Source organism: Caballeronia sp. TF1N1 (assembly GCF_022878925.1).
GTDB lineage: Bacteria > Pseudomonadota > Gammaproteobacteria > Burkholderiales > Burkholderiaceae > Caballeronia.
This window is the reverse complement of record NZ_CP084628.1, coordinates 366,021-381,127: the sequence shown is the minus strand read 5'-3', so window position 1 is coordinate 381,127 and position 15,107 is coordinate 366,021. Positions and strand designations below refer to the sequence as shown.

Genomic DNA, 15,107 nt, shown 5'->3' with positions numbered 1-15,107 from the left:
AATTCGAAACGAAGCAAGCCATGACGATGACGATAACCCGGCCACCGATCTTGCGGTTCCACACGCGCGCGCTCATGGCGTGCTGCGCGGTTTTGCTCGGCCTCAACGTGAACCTGGCGCATGCCGTCGCGACGCCGCACGCGGATGACATCGAGCGTGCATCGACGGGCAGCGCGGAAGACGCTCCCGTGATCGCGCTTGCGACCGGTGCGCAGCGGGTTCTCGCGCATGGCCGCACGGTGTCGCGCGTGGCCGTCGCCGATCCCGCCATCGCCGATGTTCTCGTGCTCAAAAATGGCGGCGTGCTGCTGGTCGGCAAGTCGGCAGGCACGACCAATCTGCTCGTCTGGGAACAGGGCCGCGACACGCCGGCGTCCTATACCGTCGATGTCGCCGCCAGCGCGAACGCCGCGCTGCTCGACCACGACGCGCCGCAAGTGCGCGTGCTCGGCAAGACGGCCGTGCTCAGCGGCAGCACGCCGTCGATGGCCAAGCATCAGCGCGCGGCAGCGGCGGCGCGCGCGGCTATCGGCAAGGACGGCGCGCTCGTCGATACATCGACGGTACAGAGCAAGAGCGTCGTGCAGGTGGACGTGAAAGTGGTCGAGTTCAGCAAGGCCGTGCTGAAGGAAGCCGGCTTCAATCTGTTCTCGCAGAACCACGCGGGCTTCGCGTTCGGCAGTTTCGCGCCCAGTTCGCTGGGTTCCTATACCGGCGGCGCGACGACCGCGTTGCAGGTGACGTCCACCTCGCCAATCGGCGCCGCGTTCAACCTGCTGCTCAACTCGGGCTCGCGCGGTTTGTTCGCCAACCTGAGCCTGCTCGAAGGGAACAACCTCGCGCGCGTGCTCGCGCAGCCGACGCTCGTCGCGCTCTCGGGCCAGAGCGCGAGCTTTCTCGCGGGCGGCGAAATTCCGATTCCAGTGCCACAGGCGCTCGGCAGCACGACCATCGTTTATAAGCCGTATGGCATAGGCCTTTCGCTCACGCCGACCGTGCTCGGCGCCGACCGCATTGCGCTGAAGGTCGCGCCCGAAGCGAGCCAGCTCGACTTCGCGCACGCCATCACCATCGACGGTGTTTCGGTGCCTGCGCTCACCACGCGCCGCGCGGAAACGGCGGTCGAACTCGGCGACGGCGAGAGCTTCGTGATCGGCGGGCTGGTGGATCGCGAAACGGCGTCGAACGTAAACAAGGTGCCCTTGCTCGGCGACTTGCCGATCATCGGCGCGTTCTTCAAGACTTTGCAGTACTCGCAAACGGACCGCGAGCTGGTGATCATCGTGACGCCGCACCTGGTCGCGCCTATCGCCCGGGGCGCCGCCTTGCCGATGACGCCCGGCCAGCAGTCCGAACAGCGCGACGGACCGGTGTGGAAGAGCTTCGTCGGCGGAGCGCTTTCTTCCGACACCGCGCCAGGATTTTCGCGATGAACACCCAAGGATTCGGACCCGGCAAGGCAGCAGCGGCGGCGGCAGCGGGCGAGCCGCTCACCGCGCGCTTTCTGCTGGCGAGTCCCGAACCGTCGAGGCAAGCGTGGCTGCAGCAGGCGCTGACCAGCACCGGCGCGGTGGAAATCGCGCCGTGCGATGCCGTCGCGCTGGTCACGCGCATCGCGGAATGCGCGCCGGCCATCGTGTTCATCGACTTCACCGAGCGCGCCGATTACCACGCGGCCGCACTCGCCGAAGCGGCCCGCGACGCTTTTCCGAACGTGCCGGTCGTGGCGCTCGGCACGCTTGCGACGCCCGCACCCGCGCTCGCCGCGTTGCGCGCGGGCGTGCGCGATTTCATCGATACCGGCGGGCATCCCGGCAGCGTGCTCACGGTGGCGCGGCGGCTTATCGACGAGCGTCCCGAACATGTGCCCAAGCGCGGCAAGCTGACGGTGCTGCTCGGCGCGCGCATCGGCGTGGGCGTGAGCACGCTCGCCGCCAATCTCGCCGTGAGTCTGCAACGGCGCGGTCAGAGCGCGCGCCGCGCCACCGCGCTGCTCGATCTCGGCCTGCCCGCCGCCGACAGCGCGCTTTTGCTCGACACGCGCAGCGAACTGCATTTCGTCGATGCCGTGCGCAACCTGCGCCGGTTCGACGAAACCTTCGTGCACACCGCCTTTGCGCGTCATGCGAGCGGCCTCGCGCTCACCGCGCTGCCCGCCGATCTTGCCGAAATGCGCGCGATTTCCTTTGCCACGGCCGTCAGCACACTCAACCGGCTGCGCGCATACTTCGACCACCAGATCGTCGATCTCGGCGGTTTTTCGAATCCCGACTTCGTCGCGCAAGTCGTGCAGGCCGCCGACGAAACCTGGCTCGTATGCGATCCGAACGTGGTCTCGGCGGTCTCGGCCGTCACGCTCGTCGAGCATGTGCGCGGCGGCGAGCAAACCGAAACCGCGGCGCGGAAGATTTCGCTCGGTCTGGTCGTCAACAAGTTCGATGCGGCGCTCAACTTCGGCGCGGATCAACTGGCCGCGCGGCTCGGGCTACCGCTCATCGGCATCTTGCCGGAACGTGCGCAGGCGCTCGGGCGCGCGGTGAATCAGGGAAGCCTGCTCGCGGATACCGCGCCGCGCGACCCTTACGTGCGCGCGCTTTTACCTCTCGTCGCGCGTCTCGCGGATGAACCCGCGCCCGCCGGCCGCCATGCACTGCCCAAGGCTACTGAAAGCCCGGCCGCCGGACTCGCGCAACTTCTTCCCACCTTTCTCAGGCGGTCATGACGATGGTTCAGGACTTCAGCAAGGACATCGCGTTTTCCAACGATCTGGCCGAGGATGCCGTCGCGTTCGCGCACTCGCAGCAGTTCCAGGACGTGGCGAGCGCGGCGCATGAACATCTGCTCACGCGTATCGAGGAACTCGGCGCCGAATTCGGGCGATGGTCGCGCCAGGCCATCCAGCAATTCGTCGATCTGGAGATGGACAGCTTCGTGCGCCTGCGACGCATCCCGCTCAACGAGAGCGAGGTACGCCTCGTCGCGGCCGCGCTCACGAAGGAGCTCGCGGGCTTCGGTCCGATCGAGGACTTGCTCGCCGATGCCGCCGTGGAAGACATCCTCATCAACGGCTATAGCGATGTCTACGTGTCGCGTCACGGCATGCTCGAAAAGATTCCCGTGCGCTTTGCGGACAACGCGCACCTCTTGCGCATCGTGCGGCGGATTCTCGCGCCCATCGGCCGACGGCTCGACGAGTCGAACCCGATGGTCGATGCGCGCCTGCCAGACGGCGGCCGCCTGAACGTGGTCATCGAACCGTTGTCGATCGACGGGCCGGTGGTGTCGATCCGCAAGTTTCGCCGCGATCCGCTGCGCCCCGACGATCTGCTCGCGAACTCCACGTTCAATCAGGAGATCAGCTCGCTGCTCGAAGCGGCGGTGGAGGCGCGCTGCAACGTGCTCGTCTCGGGCGGCACGAGTTCGGGCAAGACGTCGCTGCTCAACGCGCTCGCGTTCTTCATTCCGAAGCACGAACGCGTCGTGACGATCGAGGATACGGCCGAGTTGTCGCTGAACCATCCGCATGTGGTGCGGCTCGAAAGCCGTCCGGGCGGCTTCGACGGCGCGGGCGTCGTGTCGATTCGCGATCTCTTGCGCAACACGTTGCGGATGCGGCCCGACCGGATCATCGTCGGCGAAGTGCGCGGTGGCGAAGTGCTGGAAATGCTGCAGGCGATGAACACCGGCCACGACGGCTCGATGGGGACCGTGCACGCGAGTTCACCGCGCGAGTGCCTTTACCGGCTGGAAATGCTCGCGGGTTTCGCGGGCTTTCAGGGCACCGAGGCAAGTCTGCGGCGGCAGATCGCGAACGCCATCGACTTTATCGTGCAGATCGGGCGGCTCTCGAACGGCAAGCGGCGCATTCTTTCCGTGACGGAAGTCACCGGGCTGTCGGACAACATCATCGCGATGCAGGAGTTGTATCGCTACGACCCCGTCGCCGATGCGAATGGCGAGGAAACCGACCGCTGGACCTCGCTCGGCATTCATCCGAGCTCGCCCAAGCTCGCGAAGTATCGGCAGGCGTTGGGCGCGTCGCTTGCAGAAGGATTCGGCAAAAGCGGCGGCGGAGGTTTTGGCGGCTTCGGCGGAGGCTTCCGTGTCTAGAGGCACGGCGCTCGTCGCGATGCTCGCGCTGTTGTTCGCGGCCGCCGCGCTCGCCTTGTGGCGGCGCGGCGCGCAAAAGCGCGAACGCATGCTCGCCGCGCGCTTCGTGGAGCGGCAGGTCATGGCGTCGCACGCAACGCCGCGGCCGCGCACTGCACGGCAGCCTGAGCAGTCGCGGGCATCGGCGAACACGCACTCGGGCGTGAGTGTCGAGATTGCGCGAGACATCGTGCGGGCGCGTGCCGCTTATGGACATCTGATGCGGCGTGCGGGAATCGAACGGCCGCGCGCTTTCTTTTTCGTCACGCTCGTCGCCGCGGCGCTGGCCGCATTCTGGATGACAGCGCGCACGAACGCATTGCTCGGGCTTGCGGCCGGCGCGCTCGTGCTTGCCGTGACGGCGGCAGCGCTGTTTTGGCGCGCGCAGAAAAGACGTCAGCGTATCGTGCGGCAGTTGCCCTCGTTCATGGATGGCATCGTGCGGCTCATCGTCATCGGTCATAGCGTGCCGGCGGCGTTTCAGACCGCGCTCGGAAGCACGGAGCCGCCGCTCGCCGATTGCCTCGACCGCGTGTTGCCGATGCTGCGTACCGGCATGGAGATCGATCACGCGCTCGGCGCGGTGGCGCGGATGTATCGCGTGCGCGAGCTCGAACTGGTGGGCGCGGTGCTGCGCGTATCGGTGAAATACGGCGGGCGCTCGGACGTGATGCTCGACCGCATGTCGGCGCTCATGCGCGATCTGGAACAGGCCGACCGCGAACTCGTCGCGCTGTCGACGGAAACGCGTCTCTCATCGTGGGTGCTCGGTCTCCTGCCGGTTTTGCTGGGCGCGGCGGTGATCGTCACCAACCCTCAATATTTCGATGCGATGTGGACCGATCCGCTCGGCCAGCGGCTCGTGTACGCGGCGCTCGGCCTGCAAATGCTCGGCGTGTGGCTGCTGTTTCGCATGGCGAGGCTCAGGACATGAGCGCGCGCGCCGTAAACGTTAAGAGGACGCGATGCATCTGACGCCCAACCTCGTGGCCGCGTTCGCCGTGCTCGCGCTCGCATGCGCCGCCGCCCTGATCGGCGCGCTCGCGTTGAGCCGCTACGCGCGCATGCAACGCTCGGCGCGCACGCTGGAAGGTGCGCTCACGCAACGTGTCGCGGCAGGCGCGCCGGTATCGACGGATAGCGGGCCCGCGCGCGGCGAAACGCCGCCAACGGGCCTGTTCGCCGCCATCGGTCGCGCGAGCATCGCGTGGCTCGATACCTCGTTCGGGCGCATCGCCGTGGCCGACGAAGACCGCCGCCTGCTCGATCGCTGCGGCTATCTCGACGCGCGCGCTCGCGGCGCTTTCATGCTGGCGCGCATCGCGGGCGCGGCGCTCGCGCCGGTCGCGCTGATGTTGCTCGCGCGTGGCACGCCGCACGGCGCGCGCTTCATGCTGCTGCTGTTCGTCGCGCTGTCGGGCGGCTTCATGGCGCCGAAGTGGTTCGTGCAGAGCCGGGCGAACGCGCGCCAGCGTGCGGTCGGCAACGAGCTGCCGATGTTCGTCGATCTGTTGCGGCTGTTGCAGGGCGTGGGGTTATCGCTGGATCAGAGCCTTCAAGTGATGATCCACGACTTCAAAACGGTGCTGCCGATCTTGTCGAAGGAACTGGCGGCGGCGCAGGCGCAGTTTGCGACGGGCCGCACGCGCGAGCAGTCGCTCAAGCGCCTTTCCAGCAGCTACGAGAACGAAGACCTCGCGGCGGTCGTGCGGCTCGTGATTCAGGTGGAGAAATACGGCGGCGCGGTGCAGGAGCCGCTCAGGCAGTTCGGCGACCGTCTGCGCGAGGCGCGGCGTGCGGCGCTGCGTGAGCGCATCGGCAAAGTCACCGTGAAGATGACGGGCGTGATGGTGCTGACGCTGTTGCCTGCGCTGCTCATCGTCACCGCGGGGCCGGGGTTTCTCGCGGTATTGCATTCGCTTTCGGGGCTTCATCGATGACGCAGTCTTCAATCAACCGGACGCGACTCGTCACGCTTGCCGCTATCGGCGCATGCATGCTGTTTGGCGGATGCGCGAGCAAGATGGAAAGCGGCTACGGCGTCGGCATTCAGGCCGAACGTCAGGCCGCGCTCGATCAGGCGATGCATCGCGATGCCGCGCCCGACACGCCCGGCATGTATCTGGCGCTCATCGACCGGATGCAGTCGCAAGGGTTGTACTTCGCGTCGCTCGCGCATATCGACGCTTACGAGCAGCAGTATGGCGAGTCGCCCGACACCATTCTCTTGCGCGCCGATGCGCTGCGTCAGACCGGCCAGACACAGCCCGCCGAAGCAGCTTATGCGCGTCTCGCCGATACCCCGTTCGCCGCGCGCGGTCTGCGTGGACTGGGTTTGCTGGCCGGCCAGGCGGGCGACTTCCGGCTGGCGGCAATGCGCTTCGAAGCCGCCGCGCAGCGCGCGCCGACCGATGCCGCGACGCTGTCCGACCTGGGGTACGCGAAGCTGCGCGAAGGCGACATAGCGGGCGCGCGCGTGCCATTGATGAAGGCCGCCGAACTCGCCCCGGACAACGCGAAGATCATGAGCAACGTCGCGCTCTTTCTGCTTTCGAGCGGGCAGGCCGCGAACGCGCAGGGATTGATGACGCAACAGAAGTTCGCGCCGGACGTGCAGCAGGCCATTCAGGGCGATGCAAAGCGCGTGCAGCAGGCGGCGCGCACGTATCGCGCGCAAGTGCAGGACGAAGGCGGCGGTAGCCGTATCGCGTCACGTTGAAATCGAATCGAGCGAGGAAGCAGTCGATGAAAGCATCGTCAATGGCAGCGATCTGGTTGAGCGCGATGGCGCTCGTATCCGCAGCGCGGGCCGAGGAAGGCGCACCGGCAGCAAGCGAAGTCGGTCACGCAACCGAAGCCTGGCTCACGTTGCAGTCGAGCAATGCCGCAGCCGGTCCCGCGCGCCCGATGCCCGGCGCGCAAGCGAGTCTTGCCTACGCGCGCTACATGAAGTCGTTCGAGACGGCCATTCCCGAGCGCTACGGCTCGTCGCTGGAACAGGCGGGGCGGCCGGCGCTCGATGTCAACTATCACGACGCGGACTGACCGGCCCATGACACGGCCTTTTCGCCATCGACCAGCCCGGCGCGCGCAACGCGGCGTGGCGGGCACGCTCGCGGCCATCTGGCTGATCGTGGCGGTGGCGGCGCTCGGCGCGATCGACGTCGGCAATTTCTTTTTCGCGCGCCGCAGCCTGCAAAGCGCGGCCGATCTAGCGGCAACCGCAGGCTCGCAAGTCGCCGATGCCGCGTGCACGCGCGCCACCGCCGCCGCGACGGGCAGCGCGGCGGTCAACGGCTTCGATGCCACCGCGTCGGGCAACGGCATGACGACCGCGTGCGGCCGCTGGGACACGCAAGCGAACGCCGCGCCCAACTACTTCGCGGCGGGCGGCACGCCGATCAACGCGGTGAAAGTCGTCGCGACGCGCACCGTGCCGTACTTCTTCGTGGGGCCGGCACGCACGGTGACGGCGACGGCCGTCGCCAAGGTCACGGATATCGGCGCGTTCAGCATCGGCACGACGCTCGCGAGCATCGGCCCGGGACCGATCAACGGCCTGCTCAACGCGCTGCTCGGCACGAGCCTCAATCTCTCGCTCGCGTCGTATCAGGGACTCGCCGATACCCGCGTGAAAATCGCCGATCTGGTGACGGCGGCGGGCGTGGGCACGGTCGATCAACTGCTCGCCACGAGTCTCACGGCCGCGCAGATCGCGCGCCTGATGGTGAACGCGCTGCAAACGACGAGCGTGGCCAACGCCAATCTCTCGACGGCGCTTGGCGCGATGCAGACCATCGCGAGCGCCAATATCCCGGGCAATCAAACGATCTCGCTCGGCAAGACATCGACGGCGCCGGGGCTGCTTTCGGTGGCGCTCGCCAACACGCAATCCGCGCTCAACGCGACCATCAGCCCGTTGGACGCGCTCTTCGTCATGGCCGAGATCGCGCAGGCCGGGAAGTCGGCGGTGAACGTGGCGGGCGGGTTGAATCTGCTCGGGATTTCCGCCGGGCTGACCGTGCAGGTCATTCAGCCGCCGGTGCTCGCCATCGGCGAAGCGGGCCAGGATGCCAACGGCAACTGGCGCACGCAGGCGCAGACCGCGCAAGTGCGCGCATCGCTCGATGTCACGGTCGGCACGCTGTCGCTCGTGCTCGGTCCGCTCTTCGGCAACATCGCGCCGACCGTGCATCTGCCCGTGGTCGTGGAGGCCGTGGCGGGCTCCGCGTACCTTGCGTCGACGCAATGCAAGGGGCCGCCGCTCGCGCGGCGCTCGGTCATCGGCGTCAACAGCACGGTGGCGAACGTGTGTGTCGGCGACACCCCCGCGGGCACCGCCGCCTGCTCGCAACCGGCGACGCTCGTCAACGTGCTCGGACTGCTGACGGTCACCGCCAAGGTGACCACCGGCTCCGTGCCTTCGGCATCGGGCACGCTCACATTCGATGGCCAGAGCGGCAACAGCGACGACTATCAGACACTTGCATCGCTGCCGGGGAAGACGCTCGCCAACGCGTTGTCCTCGCTCAACACGAGTCTCTCGGCGCCTGGCGGTTTGATACTCGCGTCGCCGCTGCTTCCGTCCGCGCTGCTCAATAGCATCGCACCGCTGCTGCTTGCCCTGCTCACGCCCGCATTGACCACGATACTCGCCGGACTGGACCAGGTCCTCGTCCCCGTCCTGCAACTCCTCGGCGCGCAGATCGGCACGAGCACGATTCACGACTTGTCGCTTACCTGCGGCGAATCGCAACTGGCGTACTGAACGACATGAGACAGATCACCAAAATCGATGGCCTCGACATCCACGTGTGGGAGGGCAAGTCCGACATCGTCGAGCGCGTGGTGCGCTGCATGTCCAGTCACGAAGTGGATGTATTGCGCGCGGACGGCACGTCCATCAGCGCGCCGCGCGATTCGTCGCGCCCGGCAATCGCGATCATCAGCGTAAGCGTGATAGACAGCGGCGCGTTCGTGCTGCGCGACTGGGAAGCGCGTCATTCGATGCCCGTGGTCTGGGTCGGCGCGGCGCCGCGCGAACGCGATCCGTCCATGTTTCCCGCCGATTATTCGCACATCCTGCCGCTCGATTTCACCGGCGCCGAATTGCGCGCGATGGTTTCGAAACTCGCCCAGCAATTGCGCGCGCATGGCGAGGAAGCGCAGGCGTCGCATGCGTTGATCGCGCATGCCGAATGCATGCAGGCGCTCTTGCACGAAGTCGATACCTTCGCCGATTGCGATACGCCCGTGCTTCTGCACGGCGAGACCGGCGTCGGCAAGGAGCGCATTGCGCAATTGCTGCACGAGAAGCATCGCCGCTATGGCGAAGGTCCGTTCGTGCCGGTGAACTGCGGCGCGATTCCCGATGGTCTCTTCGAGTCGCTGTTCTTCGGGCATGCGAAGGGATCGTTCACGGGCGCCGTGCTCGCGCATAAAGGCTACTTCGAGCAGGCCAACGGCGGCACGCTTTTTCTCGATGAAATCGGCGATTTGCCGCTCTATCAGCAAGTCAAGCTGCTGCGCGTGCTGGAAGATCAGGCGGTCACGCGGCTCGGTTCCGCGACGCCCGTGCGGCTCGAATTCCGGCTTATCGCGGCGAGCAACAAGAGCTTGCCGCAGCTCGTGAAGGACGGCACGTTTCGCGCGGACCTCTATTACCGGCTCGCAGTCATCGAACTCAAGATTCCGACGCTGGAAGAACGCGGCGCGGCCGACAAGATTGCGCTCTTCAAGTCGTTCATCAACGAAGTGGTGGGCAAGGAGAAGCTCGAGTCCTTGCCCGAGTTACCGTACTGGCTGGCGGACGCCGTCGCCGATGTCTATTTTCCCGGCAACGTGCGCGAGTTGCGCAATCTGGCGGAGCGCGTGGGTGTGACGGTGCGGCAACTCGGCTCGTGGGACGAAGGGCGCGTCAAGCGGCTCCTCGTGCTCGCGCGCAATGCGCAACCCGTGGATAACGCCACTGAGCTGCTCGTCGACCGCAGCAAGTGGGACATGAACGAACGAAACCGCGTGATCGCCGCGCTCGAAGCGAACGGCTGGCGCCGGCAGGATACGGCGTTGCATCTGGGCATCAGCCGCAAGGTGCTGTGGGAGAAGATGCGCAAGTTCCAGATCTTCGATGAGGAACCGGAGACGCGCCCGCTTTGAGTGCCGCGCTCGGGTATCGATTCCGGGCGTCCAAAAAAAACGCCGACGCATGCCTACGTCGGCGAAGTTCTGGCGTTTCGAGGGCTGCCAGAAGCTCTGGGCGGCCGGATGAAATCAGTGGGTCCGGCCTTATGTCCTTTCAACTTTCCATACAGGCGGTGCGCGCCTTCATGCCGCGTCCGCGATACGCATCGCCGGGCGCCGGCTGGTTTGCCGCGTGATTGCATGGGCTCCCTGCATGCCTTGCATGTCCGCGTGAGCATCCACGCCCGGCACGTTGTCCATGCCGAACGTGGGCCGCGCGAGCAGGAAGCCTTGCGCGAGCACATGCGGCCACTGCGCGAGCCATTGCGCCTGCGCGGGCGTCTCCACGCCTTCGACGACGATCGATACCTTGAGCCGCGTGAGCAGCGCGAGCACCGAGGAAAACACCATGCACGCATTCGGGCAGCGCGGCGCTTCCGCGAGCAACTCCTTGGCGATCTTCACGGTACCGAAGTCGATCGGCCCGAGCGCGGCGAGGCACGCGTAGCCGGTACCGAAATCATCCATCGCAATGTTGACGCCTTTATTACGGAAGCGCTGGACGACCTTTTGAATCGACGGAAAGAGCGCAAGATCCTCGCTTTCCGAGAGCTCGAGTTCGATATAGCTCGACGCGATGCCATGCGCCACGCAGATCGCTTCCATGCGTTTTGCGAAGCCCGGCATGGCGGCGACCGAAGGCGGCACGTTGACCGCGACGGGATAACGCTTGCCGCCGCGCGCGAGCCACGCGGCAATATCGCCTGCGACGGCATCCATGACGAACCAGGTGATCTTCACCATGACGTCCGGGTCCTGCAACGCCTCGCAGAACGCGCCAGGCAAAAGCACGCCATAGTCTGGATGACGCCAGCGGATGAGCGCTTCCATGCGCGCGAGCTCGCCGCTGTCGACTCGGTAGATTCCCTGATAGGCGATACAAAACTCGCCAGCCGCGAGACCCTGAAGTACGCGACGCCTCAATGCCTGACCGGAGTCGCGCACGACGTTCTCGACCTGCGAGCGGGATGTCGTTGTACTCATGCTTTGCCGCCCTCCCTTAGTGTTCAAGAGAAGGTTTGCAGGAGTCGTGCCAGTTTGAATATACGCGGCGGTTCGGCGTTCGGATGCGGACTTCAGAAAGGGAAAACCCGAATTTTTGCCGGTGTTGAGCGATCCTCGGAAGGATCGGGAAGAGCGTATCGGTCAAAGGTAACGTTACGTCGAGGCAAGCGTTACGCCCGCATGCGTCGTCACCGTGCACGGCGCCTTGTAGTTTCGAGCCTGTGTGTAATAACTTTTGCAATGCTGACTAGTGGAGAGCGCACGTTCGCGGCTCAGTAAGTGATGGTCGCAAGGATGGTATCGCTATAAGTTCCGGCGGTGGGTGTGGCTTGCGGCAGCACGCGCGCATAGACCGTGATCGCCTGACTCGAACCGGTGCCGGTGCCTGCAAGAGCCGGCGCGGAATTCGTGCCATCGCCCCACGGAGTCGAGTAAGCCGCGTTCTGATAGAGCTGATATCGCACCTGTTCGCTGCCGCCGCCGCGCGTCATGCGCCGGTCCGCGACGCTTGCGCCGCTGCCGCCGCCGGCCGATAACGTTATCGAGTAAGGGTCGTTGTTGGTGCATGCCACGCTCAGTGTGCCCGTTGCCGTCAAGGCGCCATCGAGTAGTCCGGCCGTGCCGAAATTGATGTTGGTCGCGGCAAGCGTGCAATCGTTGATGACGGTCGCGCTCACGGTAAAGGAAAGGGCGTTCGAATTGGCGGTCACGGTCGAGCAGTTGGGCGGCGAAACGACGTATTGCTGATACGTCATTTCGGCCTGCGTCGCGCCCGAGAATGTCGATACATACGTTCCCGCGACGAGCGTGCTCTGACCCGCCGCGATGCGTCCATAAAACGGCAAGGTACGGCTGCCGGATGCCGTGCCGAGCGCGAGGGTAAGCGGTATGTCGAGCGCCACCGCGCCGTAACTCGCGGAGCGCCGCGAGCCCCAGATCGTGCCGCCGGTCGAATCGGCATAGAGGTTGTATTGCAGCGTGCTGGCGCCGTTGGCCGCCAGGCGCGGCGCGTAGGACGCGCCTGCGCTGCCCGTCCCGATGCTGATGCACGCCCGCACCGGCAAGCTCAGCACGAAGCCCGTGCAAGACACCGTCACCGAGCCCGATACGTTCGCGGACGAATCCGTCGCGGGCGCGATCGATCCGAAGTTGATGCTCGATATCGACGCCGTGCACACTTGCGCACGCACCGGCGTCGTCATGAAGACGAACAGCGCGATAGCCAAGAACCATGCGCGCTTCATGGCGACGCGCTCTTGCAGGTGAATGGGCCGAGCGTCGGCAAGGCGTGTGCTTGCGCCGTGAAGGCAACGTGCGCTTCGCAGGACGTGCCGGATGACGTGACGTCGAGCGTATTGGTCGCGGCGAGATCGTCGATAAAGGCGAGTCCGTCGTAGCCGACGACGTAACGCTTGCCGGTCTCGCGGTGCGTAAGCGTCGTGCCCGGCGGCAAGGGAGCGCTTGCGGCATCGACGAGCTGCAGTTGTGCGCCGCTGAAACCCCGTAACGGAAAACGCGCGACGACGCCCGCCCGCGATTGCGGCGCGAGATTGAGCTGCGTGGTGGCGATGGAGGTATTGGCGGGAAGATCGAGCGGGTCGATGCCGAGATGATTCGCCTGATACGCGATCAGATCCGGCACCAGCAGATGCCCCGCGCCATTGGTCTTGCCGATCTCGCGGTTCTCGTGCAGCACGGGCACGTTCGCTACGCCATCGGTGGAGACAAGCGCGAAGGCGTCGTCGATACGGCGGCCCGCGAGTACATCGCCTTCCATCATCACGATGGAGCCCGATGCGTCCAGCTCGCCATACACGCGCGACTGCACGCTCGCCACGGTGCCGAGCAAATCGCCATAGCGAGTGCGATACGCGCCTTGCGCAAGCGACTGTTGCACGCCGTTTTGATGCGCCGTCTGCACTTGCCAGCCGAAGCCGCCGCCGTAGTCGGCCGTCTTCGTCACCGATGCGCCGAAGAGCGGTTTGCCGTGATCGCTGCCTGCATCGACGCTCGCGTTGAGGGCGCCGCCGAGCGCGAAGGCGAGCGCCACGAAGACGCCGGTGTTACGCGTATCGCCGAAGTCGTGATACACGCTCGCCGATAGCGACGTGCCGCGCGGCAACGTCACCGTGTACGCCAGCGAACCGATGCGCGAGTCGCCGTAGTAGGGATCGGCAAGACCCACGTAACTCGCGCTTGCCGTGCTCGAAGAACCCAGCACGCGCACGGGCGCGGCAAGCGTCGCGCGATACGTCGAACGCGGCACGGGCGTGCCTTCGGCGGACGCCAGATCGCTGTAGTGAGGCGTCGCTTTTTGCGCTTGCAGATCGACGGAAAGCGCGGGCGTGCGCCATTGCCATCCCACCGAAACCTGCATGCCGCTGCCGCCATGCGGCGCTTGCGGAACATAAGGCGGCAAACTGCTATCGAAGCCGTTGTAGAAGCTTGCCGGATAGGTATAAAGGGGCGCGGGATTCGAGCCGCCGTTGCCCGCGCTGCCCGCCAGCGACACATTGAAGACGCCCGCTTGTCCGATGCCGAACAATACGCCGGCGCCCGCGTTGTAGACGCCGCGCGTGGCTTCGCCGTGTGCTTCGAGCGTGATGGTATCGGTTAAACCGCGCCTGATCGACGCCGATGCCGACGGGTCGCCCGCATAGTCGAACGAGCGCAGCGCATACGCGCGGCGCACGAAGCCCGCTTCGACGGAGAAGTCCGTGAGGCCGCTTGCGAGCAGACGCGCGTCGATATAGAGCGGCACCGTCGTCATCACGCTGCGGCCGAGCACATCGCGGCTCACGATCACCGCTTCGCCCGCGCCGTTGATGGCCGGCACCGCATTGATGACGAACGGTCCCGAGGGCGCCGCGCCGCTGAACTGGCGCACATTGTTGACGTAGAGAACGACGGCGCTCGGCACGGCGGCCGAACCGCTGAGCGCGGGCACGGGATACGTGACGAGATCGGGCCGCAAGCCGAAGTCGCGCGATAGTTGCGCGCCTGCCATTCGCACCGGGCGCGTCCATGTGAGCGATGAGGAAATCGTGTCGCCGATGCGCGTGGTCATGAGTGAAGCGGTGTCCGAATGGCTCCACGACGTATCGAGCCGCACGTAGCGGCGGCTGTCCGCATACCAGTACGCCGTGCCGGTGTTGTCGAAGAGGCCGCCCGGATAGAAGAAACGTTCCTCGCCATAGAAGCCGTATTGCGCCGGCGAGTTGGTCTGCACGCTCGCTTCGTAGTTGATGACGAGGCCCGTGCCGGTTGCGGCCACCGGCGCGCGTGCCGGAATGTTGGAAAGCGCGGAAGGCACGCGGCGCGCATCGGCGGCTTCGAGGTCGATGCGTTGCTGTTGCTCGATGTATCGATAACGCAGGCCAGGCACGACACCCAGCGCGATGCGGCCGTTCGCTTGCGCTTGCAGGTCGTCGGTGCGCAAGCCGAGTTCGCGCAATTCGCCGGGCGTCGTGTAGATCATCTCGTCGGTCACGAAGAATTGCGCGATCTTTTGCGTCGATGTTCCGTTGATCGACACTTCGAGATATAGCTCGCCGCGTTCATGGGGAAGGGCGCCTTGCATCTGAATGGGCGCTGTCGCCGGTGTCGAGTCGTTCGCGTGCGACCACGCGGGCATGGCGGACCACACGATGATCGGCACGAGACGAAGCACATGAGCGCGTGACCGGCTCGCACGCGGGCGCGGCGATGGCATC

General features: G+C 65.9%; 12 protein-coding genes. 9 read left to right on the top strand and 3 right to left on the bottom strand.

Translation table 11 applies throughout. The annotated features are described in order from the left end of the window. The first annotated feature begins 74 nt into the window (after positions 1-74). The 9 genes from LDZ28_RS22525 to LDZ28_RS22485 are packed head-to-tail and all read left to right on the top strand — an operon-like array spanning position 75 to position 10,305. A complete protein-coding gene (locus tag LDZ28_RS22525) occupies positions 75-1,433 on the top strand; it encodes a type II and III secretion system protein family protein (RefSeq protein WP_244831003.1) in 1,359 nt (452 codons plus the stop codon). Further along, positions 1,430-2,722 carry a fimbrial protein gene (locus LDZ28_RS22520; RefSeq protein WP_244830827.1) on the top strand — a complete coding sequence of 431 codons (1,293 nt, stop codon included), beginning with the start codon at positions 1,430-1,432 and terminating at the stop codon, positions 2,720-2,722. The genes LDZ28_RS22525 and LDZ28_RS22520 overlap by 4 nt, the downstream gene beginning before the upstream one ends. Positions 2,723-2,724: 2 nt before the next feature. After that, the gene (locus LDZ28_RS22515) at positions 2,725-4,110 is read left to right on the top strand and encodes a CpaF family protein (protein WP_244831002.1); all 1,386 of its coding nucleotides are present in this window, start codon (positions 2,725-2,727) and stop codon (positions 4,108-4,110) included. Further along, positions 4,103-5,083 carry a type II secretion system F family protein gene (locus LDZ28_RS22510; protein ID WP_370652251.1) on the top strand — a complete coding sequence of 327 codons (981 nt, stop codon included), beginning with the start codon at positions 4,103-4,105 and terminating at the stop codon, positions 5,081-5,083. Before LDZ28_RS22515 ends, LDZ28_RS22510 begins: the two co-directional genes overlap by 8 nt. A gap of 31 nt (positions 5,084-5,114) precedes the next feature. Continuing rightward, positions 5,115-6,089, top strand: a complete 975-nt coding sequence (locus LDZ28_RS22505) for a type II secretion system F family protein (protein WP_244830826.1) — start codon at positions 5,115-5,117, stop codon at positions 6,087-6,089. Next, the gene (locus LDZ28_RS22500) at positions 6,086-6,868 is read left to right on the top strand and encodes a pilus assembly protein (protein ID WP_370652250.1); all 783 of its coding nucleotides are present in this window, start codon (positions 6,086-6,088) and stop codon (positions 6,866-6,868) included. Before LDZ28_RS22505 ends, LDZ28_RS22500 begins: the two co-directional genes overlap by 4 nt. Before the next feature lie 26 nt (positions 6,869-6,894). Beyond that, positions 6,895-7,194: a DUF3613 domain-containing protein gene (locus LDZ28_RS22495; RefSeq protein WP_244830825.1), complete on the top strand. Its 300-nt coding sequence runs from the start codon at positions 6,895-6,897 to the stop codon at positions 7,192-7,194. Between the two features lie 7 nt (positions 7,195-7,201). Then, positions 7,202-8,917 (top strand): TadG family pilus assembly protein, encoded by a 1,716-nt coding sequence (locus tag LDZ28_RS22490; RefSeq protein WP_244830824.1) that lies wholly within the window; start codon positions 7,202-7,204, stop codon positions 8,915-8,917. A gap of 5 nt (positions 8,918-8,922) precedes the next feature. Beyond that, positions 8,923-10,305, top strand: coding sequence for a sigma 54-interacting transcriptional regulator (locus tag LDZ28_RS22485; protein ID WP_244830823.1), 1,383 nt, complete (start codon positions 8,923-8,925; stop codon positions 10,303-10,305). Positions 10,306-10,473: 168 nt separating this feature from the next. On the opposite strand, the gene LDZ28_RS22480 is transcribed toward LDZ28_RS22485, so the two are convergent. The 3 genes from LDZ28_RS22480 to LDZ28_RS22470 form a co-directional block, all read right to left on the bottom strand. Further along, positions 10,474-11,373 (bottom strand): EAL domain-containing protein, encoded by a 900-nt coding sequence (locus LDZ28_RS22480; RefSeq protein WP_244830822.1) that lies wholly within the window; start codon positions 11,371-11,373, stop codon positions 10,474-10,476. A gap of 293 nt (positions 11,374-11,666) precedes the next feature. Continuing rightward, on the bottom strand, positions 11,667-12,638 hold the full coding sequence (locus tag LDZ28_RS22475) for a spore coat U domain-containing protein (protein WP_244830821.1): 972 nt from the start codon (positions 12,636-12,638) through the stop codon (positions 11,667-11,669). After that, on the bottom strand, positions 12,635-15,106 hold the full coding sequence (locus LDZ28_RS22470; protein WP_244830820.1) for a fimbria/pilus outer membrane usher protein: 2,472 nt from the start codon (positions 15,104-15,106) through the stop codon (positions 12,635-12,637). Before LDZ28_RS22470 ends, LDZ28_RS22475 begins: the two co-directional genes overlap by 4 nt. Position 15,107: the final 1 nt, after the last annotated feature.